This is a genomic window from Dickeya sp. MK7 (assembly GCF_000406305.1).
GTDB classification, from domain to species: domain Bacteria; phylum Pseudomonadota; class Gammaproteobacteria; order Enterobacterales; family Enterobacteriaceae; genus Dickeya; species Dickeya fangzhongdai.
Genome location: NZ_CM001984.1, coordinates 3,512,100 through 3,533,443, shown reverse-complemented (window position 1 = coordinate 3,533,443; position 21,344 = coordinate 3,512,100). Strand labels below are relative to the sequence as shown.

Sequence of the window (21,344 nt, the reverse complement as noted above, 5' to 3'; positions counted from 1 at the left end):
TTATTGCTCTCCAAAAAAATAATGAATGTCCGGATCGGCATCAAGGGATGAGAGCTCATCAAAAGACCCTTCTGCACGGATCCTACCGTAATTTAGGAAAGTAACTCTGTCACAAAGTTGTTTAGCAAGACGTATGTCATGAGTGACACATAGTATTGTCACTTTTTGCTCATTAAGCTGCTTAATGAGCGAACCCACTTCACGGGTCATCAGCGGGTCAAGGGCTGACGTAGGCTCATCGAACACAATCACTTCAGGGTCCGTTACCAGAGCACGAATAAGTGCGACACGCTGCTGTTGCCCACCAGAGAGCTGTGAAGGATATTTCATGCTGTGTGCAGTCATATCCAGCCTTTCCAGCTCGTATAAAGCTTTATCTCTGGCATCGTTATGGGGAATGTTAAATACCTTACGAAGAGCCAGAGTAATGTTATCCATAACATTCAGATGGCGGTATAATGCGTAATTCTGGAAAACAAAACCAACTTTTTTCCTGAATTCAAGGGTGTTGAATTTTCTATCATTAACATCTTTGCCATGAAAGAATATATTGCCTGTATCTGGGGTTTCAAGTTGAGCCAGACAACGCAGTAGTGTCGTCTTGCCGCAGCCAGACGGGCCCATGACTATTTTTACCTCTCCGTACTTAATCTTTAAGTTGATGTTGTCTAAAACCTTTTTATTGTTGAATTCTTTACTTACTTCACTTAATTCTATCAATGCCATACATTTTCACCTTCACTCTATTTAATTCATCACTTGTCATTTTGAATTTCATTTCAATCAGCCTGGCTGCAACAAGAGATAATTTGTAAATGAGAAAGTAAAATACTCCTGCAATGGTATAAATTACCAGGCCGTTCATGGTGACAGCGGTCAGGGTCATTGCCTGTTTTGTAATTTCAGATATACCCACGGTATAGGCAAAAGGTGTGGCTTTCAATACAGATGAAAATTCGTTTAATATCCCAGGGACAGCAAAACGGAGCATTTGAGGGAACTCTATGTTGCTTAAGATCTGTAGCTTACTTAAACCAGCCGCTTTAGCAGCTGTAATTTCTGATGGCTCTACCAATTGAAGCGCGCCGCGGAACACTTCCGCAAGATAACCGCCGCTGATTAATCCAATACTAAGATTCATTGCGAACAATGGGGAAATGCTCAGGCCTGTTGCCGGAAGACCAAAATAGACGAGAAAAACGGCTATTAAAACTGGAACTCCACGAAAAATGAAAACCAGGAAATCCAGAGTTTTCTTCATTGATGGAAAAGCCAGTCGCCGTAAAACGGCGACTGTCAATCCGGTAATCAATGCTGAGGTAAAACACGTAAATGTAACGATGAGCGTGTTTACGATACCCTCAAGCAAAAAATAACATGCATTTATTATATCTTGCGATGACATGTGCTGTTATTTCATCCATTTATCTACGATGCCAGATATTTTTTCCTCGCCTTGCTCATTAAGCCAGGCGTTAAAATCATCCCGCACCGGCGAACCTTTCTTAAAAGCAAACCCAAGATGATCAACACCTTTAAATACATAGCGGCTTTCAATAGGCATTTTTTGTTTATTCTTATAGTTAAAGTAAACCGGATCCTCTATGAATGCCAGGTCTATATTTCCATTTTTCAAATCGGCAATGGTTTCATTATAAGAGGGGTAAAGCTTTACTTTGCTTAATGAGTAATATCCTTTGGGTTCAAGAGTGGTTTTTATTAGGTCAGCATAAGCCATTCCCCGGGGGAACCCTATTGAATATTTTTTTAACTCATTCAGATCGCTCAGATCTATTTTACGATTCGCCAGACTGACCAGATTAAAGGAGTTAACATAATATGGAGATGAAAAATCCATTACTTTCTTACGTTTGTCCGTTATGGATATTCCTGAAAATGCTACATCTGCCTGACCGCTAGCTACCGCGCCAAGCATCCCATCCCATGAGTACTCTGTTATTTTTAGCTCGCATTTCCTTTCCTGACAGTAAGAAGAGAAAATCTCCAGATCAATCCCTTCCAATTTCCCGTCAGTAGTTTTGGATAGCATCGGTGGCGAGGCAGGGGACACGGCGACATTAAGTGTCTTTCCATTAACGGGATTGGCTGCGACAACAGTAAATGAGGTTATTCCTAAAATCATCACTAAAAGAAATTTTTTTAATAACATACAGGGCTCCTGGATTTAATCGGGGATACATAAATTTTTGAATTAACTGTAATAAGAAAAGTATGACCACTATTGCCGCCGTAAAAGGTTATAAGCAGCATTTCATCCAGAGGAAGGGGCGTCGCCAACATACCGGACTCCAGTATGTGCTCCGTTTAATCTTAATATTATCTTATATGATAAAATGATAAATATCTCAGTGTCGTGAATGTCAGAGATGCGATTATCACCTTACCAAACTACCAAGTGTTCAATATAAACAACGTTCTCTGTTTGTGCAAATTTTGTTCGTGCTTAGACTCAGGTGACAGGCTTTATGATATGCGGTGCGGGCAGGTATTTCAGCGGTCTGTTGTTTTGTACCACGTTTAATCCAGCAACAGTATGATTGAAGGAGCCTGGCTAACCATAGTACTACACATACGCTTATTCTAATTGTGACGAAAATATATTCTGATAATGGTTTTATTGTTTTTAACAAGAAGAAAAATCTTAATTAGATAGATGTATTTTCTTATATTATGTGCGATACAGCAGTAAATAAACTCCCTGAAGCGTTGGCGGTTTTTTATCAACAGCCGCAGTTGTTGTTGCCTTGCCACCGTGCCGATGAACAGCATCAATGCCGGATTAGATGAGGTTTGCCCCAGACGGCTGAATAAAAAACAGCAGACTGTCAGACAGGTAGCCTGCGTGGTTGGCGCTGGCGATGCTGGCAATATAGGAGGCTGGCTGAAGGTGAATTGACGTTCGCTAATCATCACCGGCAACAGGGCGGTAAGCAGAAAACAGCTAATGCTCGTGCCCGGGACAGCCTGTGTCGTCATGACGTGAATTGTCGGGATTTCCCGGTTTTTCCTGGCTTCACGCCGACAGATAACGATGCGATGGAGATATTATGAATTTTATTATCATTATCATTCTGGTGAAAATATCGTGAAGTGAGTCGGTAGTAATATTCCAATTTTTAAATTTGTGCATTATCACTAATAAATGGTCTGAGTGAAAAACATAGTGATGTATTGTGAATACAACGCATTAAATGTAAGTCGATTCGTTAATCATCTTTGGTGGAAATATAGGTTATCACTGCCCATAATCTCTTTTTTAAATTGTGAGCGTTGTAATTAATAGCGTGTTCCCATAAATAACATTCGTTGACATCTATGATTTCGTAAACTACCATCCCCGGCGAATTATAGTTTTTCATGTTTCATTCTTTTATTTCAATAAAAGGAATTATCAGTTGAAAAACTTTTATGATAGTAAGAATATTCAGTTCTGGGATGAGCTGGCCCGAATTCATTCCGGGCAATCCGATTATGATGTTGGCAATTATGACCCGTGGCGATATCAGCTAAAAGATATCGAACTGTCTGAGTTAGGCGATTTACATAATAAAAAAGTACTTCATCTGCAATGTCATATTGGCTTGGATAGCTTTGCCCTTGAAATAATGGGAGCGGACGTTACCGCAATTGATTATTCAGTTGAAGCCATTGAAACCGCCAATGCAATAAAACTTAAATTTGGTCTTAAATCGAATTTTTATTGCGCCAGTGTTTATGATGTTTCTGAGCTGAAGCTGGGCGAATTCGATCTGGTTTTTACCTCTTACGGTGTTCTGGTCTGGCTTCAGCACCTGAATTTGTGGGCGAAAACTATCGCTTCACACCTGAAACCCGGCGGCGAATTACTGCTGATTGACGAGCATCCTGTCGCAAAAATGTTCAGTAATCCTCATCAGGATAATGCACCGCTTGATGGCAATGCCTTATTCTCTCCTGTTCAGTCCGGTGCGCCGGTAAAAGCAAATTATAAATACTCTTATGCCAATGACCATCGCCAGATAGAGAATCAGGAACAATATGTCTGGTTTCATAGCCTGTCTGAAATTATCACCAGTCTGACCAACGAAAGCCTGTGTATAACGGCTTTTCGGGAGTTCGATAAAGGTTTCTATAAAGCATTTTCTCAACTATCGCAGCATGAAGACGGCTGGTGGCGCTTCAATAATGGGCTTTCAGCTATTCCATTGACGTTTTTATTGCGGGCAAAAAAGCATTAGAAAAAAGGGATGGTTATGCAAGAGCTAATTTTAGCAGTAAATCTTCCGGTACTGGCGGATGGAACAGTAACTTACGATGGCAATGTGGTGCTGGCGACCCGCGACAAGGTGATTACCGCCATTGCGGAGGAGCGGGTTTCAAGGAAAAAGTATGATGGTCGGGTAACCTGTGCCGTCCGGGAAATTCTGCAACGTAATAAACTGGCGCTGAGTGATATTTCCGCTATCTCCGTTGTGAGCTTTGGGCAGCCGATGAATGGCGCGCACGAGCTTGACGGCAAACTTAAACAGGAGATCGACGCGTTATTTCCGGGGTTTGATAACATTCACGCCGTGACGTCGCATCATTCGGCTCATGCGTTAAGCGCGGTCAGCCAGACGGATGTCAAACGCGCCTTGATCGTGGTGGCCGACCATACGGGGAATCTTATTGGCGAAAGAGCCGATGCGGTGGTGCTGGAAAATAATGCGGCGGAGCAAGTCAGCTATTATTTGTACGAGAATAATGATTTGACCCTCCTCGCTCAGGATAATGCGCAACCTTGCGATCAGGGATATGGCCGGTTTTATGGCGATATTACCTGTTATCTGGGGTTTGACAGTTATCGTGAATCGGGCAAAACCATGGGACTGGCCTCTTTCGGCAATCCGGCGGTATTTTCAAACTATTCGCCGTTTATTGAAACGCCGGCCGGAGAAATATCCGCGCTGAAAGATGAACGCTATGCCGATGATTGCACCAAGGATCTGAAAGCATGGTTTAAAAAGCAGGGTATGGATATTCCGGAGCGGCGCCGTAAAGGAGAAGTTATTCGTCCGTTTGATATGCATCTGGCGGCCTGGGCGCAGGATCAGCTGCAAAAATCGATTATTCGGCGGGCGAAGGCGCTGATTGAGCAATACCACATCGATACGTTGTGCGTCGCGGGCGGCGTAGCCATGAACTCCGTGATGAACCGTAAACTGGAAGAGGAATTGGGCATTACGGTTTACGTACCGCCTTCTCCGGGCGATGCCGGCCTGGCGCTGGGCGCCGCCGCGGAATATTTCTGGAAGAAAGATCACCGGGTTCCGCAATTTGAGAGTTCCCCTTATCTGGGGCCGGTTTATTCTGAAGAGGATATTGCCGGCAGCCTGCGCGCCTGTGAAGACGAATTTCGCATTCAACGTGTCAGTGAGCCGGAATATCAGGCCGCTCGTCTGATTGCGGAAGGAAAAATTATCGGCTGGTTCCAGGATCGCAGTGAATACGGGCCACGAGCGCTGGGTAACCGCAGTATTCTTGCTTCGCCTTCCAATAGCTGGACGAAGGAAATTCTCAACAGTCAGATAAAATTGCGCGAGTGGTTCCGACCTTATGCGCCCGTGGTGCTGGAAGAAGCCGCCGATAAGTATTTTGATATGCTGTCGCCGGTCCCTTATATGATGAAAGTCGCGCCGGTGAAAACCCAGGCCAAAGTCGATATGCCCGCCTGTATTCATGTCGACGGCACGGCCAGATTGCAGACCGTCTCCGCTGAATCCAATAAAAAGTTCTACCAGCTGATTAAGGCGTTGGGGAACCTGACCGGCGTGCCTGTGGTGCTCAATACCAGTTTTAATCTGGCCGGAATGCCGATCGTTGAATCGCCGGACGATGCTATTGACTGTTTCAGGCATGCCGTTGGTATGGATGCCTTGTTTATCGGCAATTATCTGCTGGAAAAGAAACAGAACCATTAATGCAAGGATTTGAGCGACTATCTTATGTTGACGAATAATAACGTTGTCAATTTGCTGCTAATCGGGTTCGGGCCTCACGCCAAAAGAATATATTATCCGCTGCTGGAGGCATCCTGTGATGACCCTGGATTAAACTTATGCGCCGCGGTGGATTTTATTTCAGCAAAGCGGGGAATAGAGGCGTATCTTGCGGGCAAACGGCTACAGCCGGAAATCCTTTATTTTAATGACAGCGATAACAGCCAGACTGAATTAGGCGCCGATGCCAGAAAACGTCTGGATGACGTGGTGAGAAAATACGCGATTAATGGCGTGATCATCGCCACCGAACCGCTGGCCCATACGCCGTATGCCCGCTGGGCGCTGGAGTCCGGGTTGTCTGTTCTGATGGATAAACCGATTTCATCTTATGAAGGCATTTCCACCTCAATTGAGAAATCGATAAAGATTGCCGAAGATTATCATGCGCTGAATGCCCTGTATCAAAAACAGCGGCGTGATAATTCCTGTCAGGTGTTTTCTCTCATGGCGCAGCGGCGCTATCAGACGTCGTTTAATCTGATCAAGCGTTATATTGCCGAGTGCTTTGCGCAGACCCATTGTCCGGTAACCAATGTGCAGACCTTTCATTCGGACGGTCAGTGGCGTATGCCGACGGAAATGGTGGAACAGCATTATCATCCTTACAATCAGGGTTATGGAAAATGCTCGCACAGCGGTTATCACTATTTCGATATTGTGCCTTTTGTCCTGGAAGCCGGATTTGGCGAAGGCAAACAGTTCGATAATATTGACGTCTTCTCGATGGCGATCCGGCCGGATGATGTGCTCAGTCAACTAGAGCTCGATGATTATCGTGCGCTGTTTGGGCAACGTCGTTTCGACGAATCCAACCATTATGATGAAAAACAGTTGGGGCTGTTGCTGGGAACATTTGGCGAAGTGGATTGCAGCAGCAATATCTGTTTTAAATGCGGCGACAGGACGCTGACCGCGGCGTCCATTAACCTGTGTCATAACGGCTATTCGCAGCGAAACTGGGTAACGGCGGCGGGAAGAGATCTCTATAAAGGTAATGGCCGCGTTTCTCATGAGTCGCATATCTTTCAGCAAGGGCCGTTCCAGTCGATTCACTTTCATTCCTATAAGTCGGATGAGTTGCCCGACGATGCGTCGGACGAGCGGCATCGTGTCGGCACGAAAGAGCATCTGGAAATCTATATTTTCCGCAATGACAAAATGCTTGGCGGAAAACATGTCGAAGTGTTCGATATCGACGACATTATTGCGATGGAAGGCGGACGAAAAGGATTGAAGGGAAAATCCAAAGCCAAGGCGTTTTATGAATTTATTGCCGGCATGCGGGGCGAGATTGCGGCGGGCGATATGGTGTCTGATTTCAGTAAACATGAGGTGGGCGCGATGCTGACGTCGGCGATTTACCAGTCGATCAGCCATCGTTACCATCGGCTGAATCCGTTGATTAATCGTCGTTTCAAAAGCCGGGCCGCGGTTCTGCGGGCAGAAGCGCTCGTACCGTGATGGGGCTGAAAAAAGAGAGTCGTGGGTTGAAAAAAGAGCGTGTTGGGTTGAAGAAAGAGTGTGTTGGTTTGAAGAAAAAGAGTATGGGGCGGGTTGCCGGCCTGTTTCCGTTAGTGATTGCCGCGCCGCTGGGGCTGGATATCTGCCTCCCCGGCGTGCCGCTGATATCCCATGAACTGGGCAGCATGCCGGGGATGACGCAATGGATTATCAGCGGATTTGTGCTGTGTTTGAGCCTCAGTCAGCTTTTCTTCGGGCCGCTGGTCGACCGCCTCGGCGCGCAATGCGTTTTGTTGTGCGGCAGTCTGGTTTACGCGCTGAGCGCGATCGGCGTGTATTTTACCGACACGATCGCCTGGTTCATCGCGCTGCGGCTGGTGCAGGGATGCGGGGCTGGCGCGATGGCGGTTGCCGCGTCGGCCAGCGTGCCGCTGCGCTTTCAGGGTGCGGTCATCGGGAAGGTATTTAGCCTGCTTAACGGCGTGATAAGCCTGGTCCCGGTGCTGGCGCCGGTGATAGGTGGACTGCTGATCGTACACTACGGCTGGCGTTCCAGTTTTTATGCGCTGGGCGCTTTCGCGCTGCTGTGCGGTGTACTGGTGCTGTGGAAACCGCTGCCGGCTGCGTGCGGCAGGGCGCGTGATGGCGCACTGTCCCCGACACCGTCGTTAAGCGTTTTCTCCGGCTATCTGGCTGTTTTTCGGCACCCCGAGTTTCGGTTGGGGTGTTTTGCCGCCAGCTTCGGTTTTGCCACGCAACTGATTTTCTTTTCCAGTTCACCCATCGTACTGATCGACACGCTGCATATCCCGGTGGATCAATTTGGATACTATTTTGCCGTCAACGCTCTGGCTATCACCGGCGGAAGCCTGCTGACCGCCCGGTTGCTGGGGCGAGTGAAAGAGACGGTGATTCTGTATGGCGGCGCAGTGCTGATGTTACTGGCCATGAGCGGCTTTATTCTGACGATCCATGTGCTGACCGTGTCGGTCTGGCCTTATCTTCTTTCAGCCACGCTGGGTAGCCTGGGGTTCGCCGTACTGATTGCGACCGGGGCGGCGGTGGCGCTGTCTCCGTTCACGTCGCTGGCCGGGCAGGCCTCCGCGCTGATGGCGGCGATACAGATGTCGTTCTCTTCGCTGGTTGCCTGGGCCGTGATGAACAGCTGGCGCGACGATTGGTCGCCGATGATTGCCGCCTATTTTCTGTTGGCCGTAGCGCTGCTGCTGCAACTGCAGGCTTACCGGATGACGCGTGTCAGACGGCATCAATCGGAGCCGGCGGCGCTCGAAAAACCGTCCCCGAATTCGAATTGATCCCCGCTGGAGTGATGTCCGGCATGGGGGCGATATCTGGCAGCGGGATGATATAGGGAATTGGAGTGAGGTATGACTTGCCGTTTCGATGAGGTTATCGATTTTTCGCATTCTCATTTATTGAAATGGGAATACCCTTCTCCGTATCTGCCGCACCCCGCCTCACGGCCGCCGCTGCCTTTGTGGATTGCGGATATGGATTTTAGGTGCCCGGATGAAGTGCAACAGGCGCTGCACGACGCCATCAACCAGGGCGTTTTTGGCTATACGCGAGCCAGCGAAACCCTGTTTGACGCCATTATCCAATGGCAGTTGCATCATCATGGCTGGCGAATTCATGAAGACTGGATCGTGCAGAGTCCGGGGGTGGTGAACAGCCTGAGCATGATTGTGCAGACGTTTACCCAGCCGGGTGAGGGGGTGTTGATCCAGCCGCCGGTTTACGGGCCGTTTTATCACAGCGTAACGATGAACGACCGCCAGGTGGTGACGGCTCCGCTCACCGAAACGGCATCAGGGTATACGCTGGATCTTGATGCCTTTGAACAGGCGATCACGCCGACGACGCGGTTGTTTTTTTTATGTAATCCGCACAACCCGACCGGGCATGTCTGGAGCCGGGACGAGCTGCTGGCGATGGGCAACATCTGCCGGCGTCATGGCGTGATGGTCGTTTCCGATGAAATTCATCAGGATTTGATCATTAACCCCGCGAAACGGCATCAGCCGTTTGCCGGCATTAACGACGAATTCGCCGACCACAGCATTACCTGCACATCGCCGAGTAAAACCTTCAATCTGGCGGGATTGCACACCTCCAATCTGTTCATTCCCAATAAGACGATACGCGACGCGCTGAAACGAACCTATGCGCGCTGTTCATTGTATATCCCCAATATGCTGGGGCTGACGGCCTGCGAAGCGGCTTACCGTCATGGCGGGCCGTGGTTATCCGCGTTGCTGGACTATTTGCGCGATAACCGGGCGTTGTTGCAGGCGAACCTTGGCCCGGACTCACCGGTCCGGCTGTTCGACGCCGATGCGCTCTATCTTGGCTGGCTGGATTTTCGGGAAAGCGGCATTGCGCCGGCCGATTTACCGGCGACTTTGCTGAACCAGGCCGGGCTGTGGCTGGATGATGGCGCGAAGTTCGGCGCGGCGTACGCCGGGTTTGCCCGGATTAATTTTGCCTGTCGACGCGCCCTGCTGCATTCCGCACTGGCGAAATTAGCCGATATGTTTACGGCGAGGGGGAAAACAGGAGGGCTGGTGTAGCGCGGCGCGGCATGGCGTCTTTTTTCCGCCATTGACCTTTTTAGCCAATGCTTCCAATAATGGCGTTCGTTGACTCGGGGTGCCGCGTTCCTGTCATGGAAAACGGCTGAGATATACCCGTATTACCTGATCTGGATTATGCCAGCGTAGGGAAGTCACGGTATCCCGCCGGTACCGCCTTCTTTCACGCCGGTTGGGAGGTTTATGAACGCTCGACCTGTACTTTTCCCTGCCGCGTCCGTCGCGGATTCCCTTGATGCTTTCCGTTTGCGCGCGCCGCTGGTGCACTGCCTCACCAATGAGGTGGTGCAGGGGTTTACCGCTAATGTGCTGCTGGCGCTGGGCGCCTCGCCCGCGATGGTGGTGGACGCGGGCGAGGCGGCGCAGTTTGGCGCGCTGGCTGATGGGTTACTCATTAATCTGGGTACGCTTGAAGCCGACCGCGCGCAGGCGATGCGCGCGGCGGTCGCGAGCGCCATCGAGGTCGGCACGCCGTGGGTGCTGGACCCGGTAGCGGTGGGCGGCCTGCGTTTTCGCACCGAGTTTGCTTTTGAACTGTTGGCGATGAAGCCGGCGGCGATCCGCGGCAACGCCTCCGAAGTCATGGCGCTGGCCGGCGAACGTTCGGCCGGGCGCGGGGTGGACAGCGGCAACGATGTGCTGGCGGCGCTGCCTTCAGCCGTTACGCTGGCGCGCCGCTGGGCCACCTGCGTGGCGGTAACCGGCGAAGTGGATTACGTGACCGACGGCGAGCGAGTGCTGGCGGTACCCGGCGGCGATCCGCTGATGACGCGGGTGGTCGGCACCGGGTGCGCGCTGTCGGCGGTGGTGGCCGGTTTCTGCGCGCTGGAGGGCGACCGGCTCAGTCATATCGCCGCCGCCTGTGCGGTGATGTCGCACTGCGGGCAACAGGCCGCGGCACAGGCGCACGGGCCGGGGAGTTTCATCCCCGCGTTTCTGGATGCGCTGTATACCCTGAACCGGGAGGCGCCGGCATGAAACGTATCAACGCGTTGACTATCGCCGGCACCGACCCGAGCGGCGGCGCCGGTATTCAGGCCGACCTGAAAACGTTCTCGGCGCTGGGCGCCTACGGCACCAGCGTGATTACCGCGTTGGTGGCGCAGAATACGCGCGGCGTACAGTCGGTCTATCGCATTGAACCGGCGTTTGTCGCCGCCCAGCTGGATTCGGTACTGAGCGATATCCGTATCGATAGCGCCAAAATCGGCATGCTGGCGCAGACGGATATCGTGGAAGCGGTGGCGGACCGGCTGCAGCGCTACCCGGTGCCGTATGTGGTGCTGGACACGGTGATGCTGGCGAAAAGCGGCGATCCGCTGCTGGCGCCGGAAGCGGTGGCGGCGGTGCGCCAGCTGCTGCTGCCGCGGGTGTCGCTGATTACCCCCAATCTGCCGGAGGCGGCGGCGCTGTTGCAGTGCGCGCCCGCCGACGATGAGCGGGGCATGCGACGGCAGGGGGACGCGCTGCTGGCGATGGGATGTCAGGCGGTGCTGATAAAAGGCGGTCACCTGAGCGACAGCGAAAGCCCGGACTGGCTGTTCATGCCGGATGCGGAGCCGGTGCGGCTGAGCGCGCCGCGCGTCAACACCCGGCATACGCACGGCACCGGCTGCACGCTGTCGGCGGCGCTGGCGGCGTTGCGCCCGCGTTATGACAACTGGCCGGATACCCTGTCCGCCGCGCGGGCGTATCTGCAAGGCGCGCTGGAACAGGCGGATTCGCTGGAGGTCGGCCACGGCATCGGCCCGGTACACCATTTTCATCGCTGGTGGTGACGCATTTATTGATTGTCGGCGGTGGAAAAGGCCGTCGGCAATGGCCGCATCGCATCCAGGATCCACGCCTGACAGCGTGATTGCCGCAACAGCCAATGCGCATCGACTGAAAAGAGCATGTTATTGCAGCCAGATAAAAATGTATGGCCGTAAGCACCGCCTTATTCTGAAAACAGCGGCAGAATATTAAGGGGGGTGGGGGTATTACGATATTCCTGTGTCGCCGTTTTTTTTGATGTAAGCCGTGAATCGCCAACGCCTTGTCGTTGGCGGTTGAGATATTTTTTCTTTCTGATTAACATGAAAAGTAATCGATTACTTTTCGTGGGAAACCTAATGGCGAAGGCCGGGAAATGTGTTTCGGCCGGCAGGAGTAATTGAGACATTGATAACAACAAAACAAGGAACATCTATCTGGAGAGTCTTATGTATCTGAAGCGATTTTTACGTTTATCACTTTTTATCTCGTTGTTTACCCTCAATGCGTTGCCATTACTTGCCAGAGCGAACCTTGAAGCGGGAAAAGGGAATGTGCCCATCGCGCTGCAAATGTACACCCTGCGTAATGTCGGCTCGTTGGAAGAACAGTTCGCAATGGCTAATAAGGCGGGATTTAATGCCGTCGAGTTGGTCGGCGACCATAATGTGTCATCTGACGAGATGAAAACGCTGCTTGAGAAATATAACCTGAAGGCGATATCGGCGCATGTTCAGCTCACGAGTTTGCGGCAGGACAGTCAAGGCGTGGTCGCGTTTAACAATGCTATCGGTAATCGTGTCTTGATTGTTCCCTGGATTGAACCGGCTGACCGGCCGGACAGCGCGCAGGCATGGAAAAATATGGCGCAGGAGCTGGATAATCTGGCGCGCTATCTTAAAAAGCAGGGGATGACGCTGGGCTACCATAACCATGATTTTGAGATGAAAAAGTACAATGGCAAAACGGCGCTGGAAATTCTTTTTGATCATGCCCCCAATCTGGCGATCGAACTGGATATGGCCTGGGTGACGCGAGGCGGTCAGGACCCGGCGCGTCTGCTGAAAAAATATAAAGGGCGGGTGTTTGCCGTTCATGCCAAGGACCACGCACCGATTGGCATTCGTAATGATGAAATGAATTTTGCGCCGGCCGGGGAAGGTATTCTGACCTGGGATGAAATATTCCCGGCGGCAGAAAAAGCGGGCAAAGTCTGGTTTATCGTTGAACACGATGCCCCCAAAGATCCCTATTCGATTATCACCACCGCCAGGAAATTTCTGCTAAAGCATGTCAATCCCTAAGATGACATGATCTTTTTTTGAGTAGCTACAGACAACCTATTATGAGGTTGTCTGTACCACAGTCCGCGTTAATCAAAGAGAGCGTTATTGTTTTTCAGACCATCTGCCGGTCAGCGTGTAACGCATAATATCCTAACCGGATGCCCGGGAAATAAATTGCCAGTCCAGGATTCTTTTTTCAGGAAGGCTGTCAGGCTCATTGATTTTTTGCAGCAGTAATTTTACGGCCTGCCGGCCAATTTCCTGTGAAGGCTGCTGGACGGTGCTTAATTGCGGCGAAGTAATATAGCTTAATTCGGTACCGTCAAAACCGATCACGGCGATATCTTTCGCCACCTGCAATCCCGCGTCTTCAATCGCTTTTAACGCCCCGGCCGCCAGTGTGTCTGATACGGCAAATACCGCATCCGGTCGTATTTCCTCATCAAGCAACGATAGCATGGCTTTTTTTCCCGCTTCGTAACTGAGTTCACTGGCATAAATAACCGAAGCGTAATGAAGGGCGCGCTCGGCAATCATTTCCCGATAGCCCTGTTCCCGCAGTTGGGCATATTTATAATTCAGGTCGTGATTGATCATGGCAATACGCTGGCGGTTATTGTTTAGCAGATGCTCAAGCACAAAACGGGAGGCCAGCCGGTCATCAATTCCGACGCTGGAAACCGCCGCCGCATCGGCGTATTCGGCACACTGCACCCAGGGCGCGTCGCCTATCATCGTGGTCAGTTCCGGCAAACGGGATAACGCGTCCATGGTAATGACTCCATCCACCATTTTCCCGGACAATAATGACAGGCTGGATTTTGCCCGCGCGGTATCCGAGCCGGAATTACATAACAGGATGCGGTATCCGTTTTGCTCCGCTTCGGATTCAATGCCTTTTACCACATCGGCACAGAATGGATTGGCGATATTGGAAACCATGACCAGCAGCATATGACTTTTCGCGGTGCGTAATTGTCTGGCGAGTAAATTGGGCTGGTAATTGCTTTGTTGGATGGCGTTCAGTACACGTTCACGGTTTTGGGGCTTAACGGAGTCCTGATTATTCAGCACCCGCGATACGGTTGCCACGGAAACGCCGGCAAGTCGTGCGATTTTTTGAATCGACATAATGGGAAAACATTCCTGAACATGAGCTCTGCGCACAGGCTATCACAGTTTGTTTTCTCGAAAAAATCGATAGTCCGGCCGATATCCGCCGGACTATCGGGGATTATGCCGGTATGGCGATCCAGCGTTGTTCCTGATGGCTGCGCACTATCGCATCAATGATGAACATAATCGTGGCGCCGTCGTGGAACGTCGCGAAGTCGCAGGGATCGACCTGCGGCTGCTTGCCGTCCCGCAGATAGGTATAAAAGCGCAGCATCATGTTTTTAAACGCATCGGGCCAGCCTTCAATGTGGCCGCCGGGAAAATGGGCCTGGCTGGACACATCCGCATTCATCAATCCCGGATCATCGCACAGTAACTGATTGGGGCGGTCACGCTGCCCGATCCACAGATTTTGCGGCAGTTCCTGATCCCAGGCCAGCGAGGCCCGCCCGCCGTTAACTTCAAAGTGAAGGCGGTTTTTTCTGCCGGCGCTCACCTGAGATACCGTCAGGCTGCCGCGGCTGCCGTCATCAAAACGCAGCAGGATGGCGGCGAAGTCTTCGGTAGTTACGGGCTTGTCTTCATATTCCGCCGCCGCTGCGTCGGGGCCGCCGAAGGTGGCTGCCGCATGGCGGCTGGCCTTGCGCGTAGGGTAGACGGTGGAGAGGTCCGCCATCACTTCGACGATTTTGCGGCCGGTGACGAACTGTATGGTATCGCACCAGTGGGAGCCGATGTCGGCGACGGTGCGGGACAGACCGCCTTTGGCGGCATCGACGCGCCAGTTATAGTCGGTTTCGTAGAGCATCCAGTCCTGCAGGTAGCCGCCGTGTACGGCAAACAGGCGGCCCAGCGTCTCCTGGCGGATCATGCTGGCCGCCTGCTGCACCATCGCGAAGTGGCGGTAAACAAAGCTGACCCCATGAACGATGCCTTTTTCCTGCGCCAGCGCAACCAATTCGCGGGCTTCCTTGCTGGTCATACATAGCGGTTTTTCGGAAAAGATATGTTTACCCGCCAGCATCGCCTGGCGATTGATGGCGGCGTGCAGGTAATTGGGCGTGCAGTTGTGCACCACCTCCAGACCGGGATGATTCAGCAGCGCGTCAACGTCGCCATAGGCGTGGGGGATAGCTAACTGACGGGCCTTTTCCTGCGCCAGTTCAAGGGTGCTGTCGCATAACGCGACCACATTGACAAACCCCAAACGCCGGATAGCTTCGATATGCGCAGGCCCGATGAAACCTGAACCGATAATGCCGACATTGATCATGACGCGTCTTCTCCTTTCAGTCCCAGCATGTTCCTGATGGCCTGGCGATCGCTGGTGGTGGCCGCAAAGTCATCAAACGCTTTTCCGGCCACCGGGATGATGTGGCGACGGATGAATTCAGCGCCTTCCCGCGCGCCGGTTTCCGCCTCTTTCAGGCAACATTCCCATTCCAGAACCGCCCAGCCCGGATAGTCATATTGCGCCAGCTTGCTGAAAATGGACTTGAAATCGATCTGGCCGTCTCCCGGCGAGCGGAAGCGCCCGGCGCGTTCTGTCCAGGGCTGATAGCCGCCATAGACGCCGCTTTTGCCGCTGGGGGTAAACTCGGCGTCTTTCACATGAAAGGCCCGGATTCTGTCGTGGTAAATATCGATAAAGGCGAGGTAATCCATGTGCTGTAACAGCATATGGCTGGGGTCGTACAGCACGTGGCACCGTGGGTGGTTATCGACCGCAGCGAGAAAACGCTCAAAGCTGATGCCGTCGTGCAGGTCTTCCGACGGGTGTAATTCGTAACAGACGTCGATACCGTGGTGATCAAACACATCCAGAATAGGGCGCCAGCGCCGGGCCAGCTCGTCAAACGCTTCCTGGATTAACGCCTCCTGGCGCGGCGGCCACGGGTAGAAATAGGGCCAGGCCAGGGCGCCGGAGAAGGTGGCATGGGCGCGCAATCCCAATTTTTCCGACGCCGCGGCGGCGTTTTTTAATGCGTTGACCGCCCATTGTTGCCGCTCCGTGTGGTGGTGGCGAACCGCCGGCGGGGCAAAGTCGTTAAAAGCGTGGTGGTAAGCCGGGTGTACGGCAATCAGCTGGCCTTCGAGATGGGTGGAGAGCTCGCTAATGACCAGCCCGTGTTCAGCCAGACGTCCGGCGACGTCATCGCAATAGGTCTGGCTGTGCGCGGCCGTTTCCAGATCAAAGATGTGCGGATGGTTACAGGGGATCTGGAGCGCCTTGAAACCGAGGCCGGCCGCCCAGCCGGCCAGCCCTTCCAGTGAGTTAAAGGGCGCCTGTTCCCCAATATACTGCGCGAGAAATAACCCCGGCCCTTTTATTGTTTGCATGCTGCCTCCCGATGTAATGGCTTAACGGTTGTCTTGCTCTTGATATTTAAAGGAAAGAAGGAAAATAAACGCGATGACGGCGGCCATAACGGCCGGGATCCACCAGAAGGTGACCCAGTTGTGTACGTCGGGCGGCGTGGTTTGGCCGAGCAGCCGGTTATACAGCGCGCCGGAGATTTGCGAGCCGAGCAACATGCCAATGCCGTAGGTAAACATGACAATCAGGCTTTGCGCCTGACCTTTGACCTTTTCGCCGGCAACGCGGTCGGTATAGATAAAACCGATGACAAAGAAAAAGTCGTAGCAAACGCCATGCAGCAGGATGCCGAGATACAACAGCCCGCGTCCTGTCTCGCTGACGCCAAGGGCAAACAGCGCATAGCGGAGGAACCACGCCAGCATACCGATCAGCAGCATGTATTTGATGCCCAGGCGGCGGAACAGCAGCGGGATAATCAACATGAAAAAGATTTCCGACATCTGGCCGAACGACATCGCCGTACTGACGTCTTTAATGCCGAGATCCGCGAGGAATGACGCGGTGTAGGCGTAGTAAGTGCCCAGCGGAATGGAAATCAGCGTGGCGCAGACAGCAAAAATCAGAAAATGGCTTTTCTTCAGCAAAGCGAAGGCGTCGGCGCAGAACAGATCGCGCAACGCCAGCGGCTGGCCTTTGGCCGGCGCCGGCGTATGGGGTAAGGTCAGGCTATAAACGGCCAGCATGACAGAGCACGCCGCGGCAAGCTGGAAAATCATCACGCTGGCGGCAATACCGGTAACGCCAATCAGGATCCCGGCGACAATCCAGCCTATCGTGCCGAACACCCGGACCACCGGAAAGGTTTTTTCCGCCTGCGCCAGACTGTGGAAGGCGATGTTGTTGGTCAGCGCCAGCGTCGGCATGTAGCACAACGTGTAGGCGAACAACAATGCAATCAGCTGTGCGCCGTTTTCACTGGTCAGCGCCTGCGGAACACACCACAGGATCGCCGCGCCGGCCAGGTGCATTACCGCCATCACTTTCTGCGAAGGGAAAAAGCGGTCAACCAGCATGCCAAGCACAAAAGGGGACAGGATGGAGGCGATAGGCCCGGCTGAGAAAGCGTCGCCAATCAATGAAGACATGTTGTGCTGTGTCATCACCAGCCCCAGCGTGACCGACCAGCTTCCCCAGATAAAAAATTGCATAAACATCATGAATGACAGCCGGGGAACGAGCAGTTTATGCGGTGATGTTTTTAATTCGGTACTCATCATTGAAGAAGCCATATTCTCCCGCCTTTTAAAAGTAATCGATTACAAAATATCTTCAGGTAGAAAGTAATCGATTACTTTAATGAACTCTCTGAGTACGTTTTGGAAATGCGAGATTTATCACAGGAAACTATGGCTGGCAAACCCGTGACGGCGACGAAGGTGTGCCGGCGATCGAAAATATACGGTATCAGGACGGGCAGGCAGCAGCATTCAGCGTCTATCAAACCGGGCATGGCGCGACCGACGCCGCTTGTCTTCTCCGGGCCGCGCCAGCCGGGTGGGTCAGTCCAGCGTAAAATGCGCCCGAAACTGCGCCAGCGCCTCTGCGTCATCCCCCTGCGCCGATGCTTCCAGCGCTATCGGCCCGCGGTAATCCACCTCATTCAGCGTTCTGGCAATGTGGCGGTAATTGATCTCTCCGGTTCCCGGTTGGTGACGGCCCGGCACATCAGCCACCTGAATTTCCCCGATAAAGGGGTGACAGCGGCGAATCAGCTCGGTGAGATTGCCTTCGCCAATTTGTGCGTGGTAGAGGTCGAGATTCATCTTTAGGTAAGGGCTATTGACGGCGGAAACCAGCGCGAACGTTTCACTGGCTTTGGCAAACGGTGTTCCCGGATGGTCAACCTCCACATTGAGGTTTTCCAGCGTAAAGACGCGGCCGTATTGTTCGCCCAGACGGGCAATTTCATGCAGCGCGGCGGCGGCGTTTAACCACATCGAGCCGGTGAGGTTTTCGACCGGCGTCACCGGCAGCCCACTGGCATCCAGCGCGCTGCCGGTGAGATTAAGGTTCAGGCAATCCAGCTTGTCGGCCGCGATCAGCGACGCCCGCGCGGTCTTTAATAGCATGCGGATCCCCTCGCTATCGGTGAGGTTTCCGGCCAGAAAGCCGGACATGGAGGTAAAGCGGGCGCCGGTTGCGGCCAGTGCGTCGATATCCTTGTGTTCCCAGCTCCACATTTCAACACCGAAGCCCAACGCGTGAATATGCCTGACGCGTTCGATGAACGGGCGTTGCGGAAAAACCATTTCGGCACAGACGGAGAGTTGATTTTTCATGTTGTTGCGTGACCTCACGGTGGCGTTGCGTATGCCATGCGCGCTATAGGGGCGTGTATCCGCGAGCGCTTGCTCCTCGCAGACGCCATTGCGCGGATAAATTGGCGAATGGGTAAAAATATTGCATAGACAGTCCGCCCATGACCCGGTAATTTTGTGATCTACGTCAGATTATTGCCTGCGGCAGGGCTAGCGATCACCGGATTTTGGGGTGATGTTTTTTCTGAACGATCGTTTTTCTCTGAATGGTTACTTTTTTCTGAATGGTCGTTTTTCTCTGAGTGAGATTGTTGAGGAGATACTCATGGCGGGTTCAGCGCGCGCGGTCATGATTGCCAAAGGGCTGCAGACCATACTCAATTGCGGCCTGTTGGTGCTGGCGGTGATTCTGGTTGTCTTTCTGGGCAAGGAAACCTGGCATCTGGCTACGGTACTGCTGGTCAGCAATGAGAAAGAGTCGTCCTACATGCTGATCGAAAGCCTGGTGATTTATTTTCTCTATTTCGAGTTTCTGGCGCTGATCGTGAAGTATTTCCTGTCCGGCTATCACTTCCCGCTGCGCTATTTTATCTACATCGGCATTACCGCCATCGTGCGGCTGATCATCGTCGATCATAAAAACCCGGCGGATACCTTCACCTACGCCGGGGCGATTCTGATACTGGTGATCACGCTCTATCTGGTCAACAGCCCGCGCCTGAAGCGGGAATAACCAGAAAAGAAAAAGCCAGCTCAAGGGAGATTGAGCTGGCCAAGGAGGTGGTTCCTAGTAGCATAACTACGCTTATTTTTCGTTTTGTATTTTCTCAGCGCTGCAATAGTAACCAGTTAGCTAGGCCATTGATGTGATCTGATTCTAAAAAATGTCACAATTGGCACCATACTGTCACTTTTTTGTTATTTTGCGTGCGGATTGCGGGTGCTGGTACCCGGCAGATTTCGCAGCAGCAACGCGTATTCCAGCGCGATGTCGTCCGGCACCGGCAGATACACCGTATGGCCGTCGCCCGGCGCGACATCGATCGGCTGGCCTTTCGTGTTGAACAGGGTTTCGATGGTGAACTGGACGTTGCCGCCCGGCGTCATCATTTCCACGCTGTCGCCGCGGGAGAACTTGTTCTTGACCGCCACTTCCGCCAGCCCGTCGCGCCGCTCGCCGGTAAACTCCCCGACAAACTGCTGCTGGTCCGACACCGAGTAACCGTAGTCGTAATTCTGGTAATCCTCGTGGACGTGACGGCGCAGGAAGCCTTCGGTGTAACCGCGGTGCGCCAGCCCTTCCAGCGTTTGCAGCAGCGTCGGGTCGAACGGCTTGCCCGCTGCGGCATCGTCAATGGCGCGGCGATACACCTGCGCGGTGCGGGCGCAATAGTAGAACGATTTGGTGCGGCCTTCGATTTTCAGCGAGGCGACCTGCATGTTGGTCAGGCGTTCCACGTGCTGAATGGCGCGCAGGTCGCGCGAGTTCATGATGTAGGTGCCGTGTTCGTCTTCAAACGCGCTCATGTATTCGCCCGGACGCTGCTTCTCTTCCAGCATGAATACCTTGTCGGTGGGCGCGCCGATGCCCAGCGTCGGTTCCACCTGGACGGCGTCGAGCTGCGTGACGGCAATCGGCTCGTGGATATGCACGATGTTGCCCACCGTGTCTTCTTTACCTTCCTGCACGTTGTATTCCCAGCGGCAGGCGTTGGTGCAGGTGCCCTGATTCGGGTCACGCTTATTGATATAACCGGACAGCAGGCAGCGGCCGGAATAGGCCATGCACAGTGCGCCGTGGACGAAGATTTCCAGTTCCATTTCCGGCACCTGGGCGCGGATTTCCTCAATTTCTTCCAGCGACAGCTCGCGCGACAGAATCACCCGGCTCAACCCCATCTGCTGCCAGAATTTCACCGTCGCCCAGTTTACCGCGTTGGCTTGTACCGACAGGTGGATCGGCATCTGCGGGAAGTTTTCCCGCACCAGCATGATCAAGCCCGGGTCGGACATGATCAGCGCATCCGGGTTCATTTCGACAACCGGTTGCAGATCGCGCAGGAAGGTTTTCAGCTTGGCGTTATGGGGCGCGATGTTAACCACCACGTAGAATTTTTTGCCCAGCGCATGGGCTTCGCTGATGGCTTGCGCCAGCGTCTGGTGGTTGAATTCGTTGTTGCGCACGCGCAGGCTGTAGCGGGGCTGGCCGGCATAAATCGCATCAGCGCCATAGGCAAAGGCGTAACGCATATTTTTCAGCGTACCGGCCGGAGAGAGTAATTCCGGTTTGAACATGGTGTTTTCTCAAGTCTGATCACAGGTCAGGCTGTTCCCGGGCGGGAACAGTAAAGGCGGCAGATTCTAACGCCAACGGCGGGAAAAATCAGTAGTCAGCTTACAAAAAGTAAGCCTATTGACGTGCCGGGCTGTCGACG

General features: G+C 52.8%; 19 protein-coding genes and 1 riboswitch. Of the genes, 9 read left to right on the top strand and 10 right to left on the bottom strand.

The genetic code is table 11. The annotated features are described in order from the left end of the window. From DXXMK7_RS15185 to DXXMK7_RS15170, 4 genes are all read right to left on the bottom strand, one after another. Nucleotides 1-726, bottom strand: coding sequence for an amino acid ABC transporter ATP-binding protein (locus tag DXXMK7_RS15185; RefSeq protein WP_038919824.1), 726 nt, complete (start codon nucleotides 724-726; stop codon nucleotides 1-3). Continuing rightward, entirely contained in the window at nucleotides 704-1,405 is a 702-nt protein-coding gene (locus DXXMK7_RS15180; RefSeq protein WP_038919823.1) for an amino acid ABC transporter permease, read from the bottom strand. Before DXXMK7_RS15180 ends, DXXMK7_RS15185 begins: the two co-directional genes overlap by 23 nt. 6 nt (nucleotides 1,406-1,411) lie before the next feature. Continuing rightward, nucleotides 1,412-2,170, bottom strand: coding sequence for a transporter substrate-binding domain-containing protein (locus DXXMK7_RS15175; RefSeq protein ID WP_038919822.1), 759 nt, complete (start codon nucleotides 2,168-2,170; stop codon nucleotides 1,412-1,414). A 431-nt stretch (nucleotides 2,171-2,601) separates the two neighbouring features. Further along, nucleotides 2,602-2,997: a hypothetical protein gene (locus tag DXXMK7_RS15170; RefSeq protein ID WP_038919821.1), complete on the bottom strand. Its 396-nt coding sequence runs from the start codon at nucleotides 2,995-2,997 to the stop codon at nucleotides 2,602-2,604. Nucleotides 2,998-3,416: 419 nt separating this feature from the next. On the opposite strand from DXXMK7_RS15170, the gene DXXMK7_RS15165 reads away from it, so the two are divergent. The 8 genes from DXXMK7_RS15165 to DXXMK7_RS15130 all read left to right on the top strand — a co-directional run bounded on the left by DXXMK7_RS15165 (nucleotide 3,417) and on the right by DXXMK7_RS15130 (nucleotide 13,173). Beyond that, nucleotides 3,417-4,238 carry a bifunctional 2-polyprenyl-6-hydroxyphenol methylase/3-demethylubiquinol 3-O-methyltransferase UbiG gene (locus tag DXXMK7_RS15165; RefSeq protein ID WP_038919819.1) on the top strand — a complete coding sequence of 274 codons (822 nt, stop codon included), beginning with the start codon at nucleotides 3,417-3,419 and terminating at the stop codon, nucleotides 4,236-4,238. A gap of 15 nt (nucleotides 4,239-4,253) precedes the next feature. Continuing rightward, the gene (locus tag DXXMK7_RS21420; RefSeq protein ID WP_049854879.1) at nucleotides 4,254-5,960 is read left to right on the top strand and encodes a carbamoyltransferase C-terminal domain-containing protein; all 1,707 of its coding nucleotides are present in this window, start codon (nucleotides 4,254-4,256) and stop codon (nucleotides 5,958-5,960) included. 147 nt (nucleotides 5,961-6,107) lie between these two features. Next, on the top strand, nucleotides 6,108-7,502 hold the full coding sequence (locus DXXMK7_RS15155; protein ID WP_225622600.1) for a Gfo/Idh/MocA family oxidoreductase: 1,395 nt from the start codon (nucleotides 6,108-6,110) through the stop codon (nucleotides 7,500-7,502). Further along, entirely contained in the window at nucleotides 7,502-8,818 is a 1,317-nt protein-coding gene (locus tag DXXMK7_RS21415) for a multidrug effflux MFS transporter (protein ID WP_082202658.1), read from the top strand. The genes DXXMK7_RS15155 and DXXMK7_RS21415 overlap by 1 nt, the downstream gene beginning before the upstream one ends. 72 nt (nucleotides 8,819-8,890) lie before the next feature. Further along, nucleotides 8,891-10,093 carry a MalY/PatB family protein gene (locus tag DXXMK7_RS15145; RefSeq protein ID WP_038919817.1) on the top strand — a complete coding sequence of 401 codons (1,203 nt, stop codon included), beginning with the start codon at nucleotides 8,891-8,893 and terminating at the stop codon, nucleotides 10,091-10,093. Nucleotides 10,094-10,158: 65 nt separating this feature from the next. Next, nucleotides 10,159-10,263: riboswitch (TPP riboswitch) on the top strand. 34 nt (nucleotides 10,264-10,297) lie between these two features. Further along, nucleotides 10,298-11,092 (top strand): hydroxyethylthiazole kinase, encoded by a 795-nt coding sequence (gene thiM / locus DXXMK7_RS15140; RefSeq protein WP_038919816.1) that lies wholly within the window; start codon nucleotides 10,298-10,300, stop codon nucleotides 11,090-11,092. Beyond that, nucleotides 11,089-11,892: a bifunctional hydroxymethylpyrimidine kinase/phosphomethylpyrimidine kinase gene (thiD, locus tag DXXMK7_RS15135; protein WP_038919815.1), complete on the top strand. Its 804-nt coding sequence runs from the start codon at nucleotides 11,089-11,091 to the stop codon at nucleotides 11,890-11,892. Before thiM ends, thiD begins: the two co-directional genes overlap by 4 nt. 426 nt (nucleotides 11,893-12,318) lie before the next feature. After that, nucleotides 12,319-13,173 (top strand): sugar phosphate isomerase/epimerase, encoded by an 855-nt coding sequence (locus DXXMK7_RS15130; protein WP_038919814.1) that lies wholly within the window; start codon nucleotides 12,319-12,321, stop codon nucleotides 13,171-13,173. A 132-nt stretch (nucleotides 13,174-13,305) separates the two neighbouring features. Here DXXMK7_RS15130 and DXXMK7_RS15125 read toward each other — a convergent pair whose 3' ends face one another. The 5 genes from DXXMK7_RS15125 to DXXMK7_RS15105 all read right to left on the bottom strand — a co-directional run bounded on the left by DXXMK7_RS15125 (nucleotide 13,306) and on the right by DXXMK7_RS15105 (nucleotide 18,930). Further along, on the bottom strand, nucleotides 13,306-14,286 hold the full coding sequence (locus tag DXXMK7_RS15125; RefSeq protein WP_038919813.1) for a LacI family DNA-binding transcriptional regulator: 981 nt from the start codon (nucleotides 14,284-14,286) through the stop codon (nucleotides 13,306-13,308). 103 nt (nucleotides 14,287-14,389) lie between these two features. Continuing rightward, on the bottom strand, nucleotides 14,390-15,544 hold the full coding sequence (locus DXXMK7_RS15120) for a Gfo/Idh/MocA family protein (RefSeq protein WP_038919812.1): 1,155 nt from the start codon (nucleotides 15,542-15,544) through the stop codon (nucleotides 14,390-14,392). After that, nucleotides 15,541-16,611, bottom strand: coding sequence for a sugar phosphate isomerase/epimerase (locus tag DXXMK7_RS15115; RefSeq protein WP_038919811.1), 1,071 nt, complete (start codon nucleotides 16,609-16,611; stop codon nucleotides 15,541-15,543). Before DXXMK7_RS15115 ends, DXXMK7_RS15120 begins: the two co-directional genes overlap by 4 nt. Nucleotides 16,612-16,632: 21 nt before the next feature. After that, nucleotides 16,633-17,880 carry an MFS transporter gene (locus DXXMK7_RS15110; RefSeq protein WP_038919810.1) on the bottom strand — a complete coding sequence of 416 codons (1,248 nt, stop codon included), beginning with the start codon at nucleotides 17,878-17,880 and terminating at the stop codon, nucleotides 16,633-16,635. A 270-nt stretch (nucleotides 17,881-18,150) separates the two neighbouring features. Next, a complete protein-coding gene (locus DXXMK7_RS15105; protein WP_038919809.1) occupies nucleotides 18,151-18,930 on the bottom strand; it encodes a TIM barrel protein in 780 nt (259 codons plus the stop codon). A 304-nt stretch (nucleotides 18,931-19,234) separates the two neighbouring features. On the opposite strand from DXXMK7_RS15105, the gene psiE reads away from it, so the two are divergent. Then, nucleotides 19,235-19,642, top strand: a complete 408-nt coding sequence (gene psiE / locus DXXMK7_RS15100; RefSeq protein ID WP_038669395.1) for a phosphate-starvation-inducible protein PsiE — start codon at nucleotides 19,235-19,237, stop codon at nucleotides 19,640-19,642. Between the two features lie 185 nt (nucleotides 19,643-19,827). Here the strand turns inward: psiE and yegQ are convergent, their stop codons facing one another. Beyond that, nucleotides 19,828-21,204, bottom strand: a complete 1,377-nt coding sequence (yegQ, locus tag DXXMK7_RS15095) for a tRNA 5-hydroxyuridine modification protein YegQ (RefSeq protein WP_038919808.1) — start codon at nucleotides 21,202-21,204, stop codon at nucleotides 19,828-19,830. Nucleotides 21,205-21,344 lie beyond the last annotated feature (140 nt).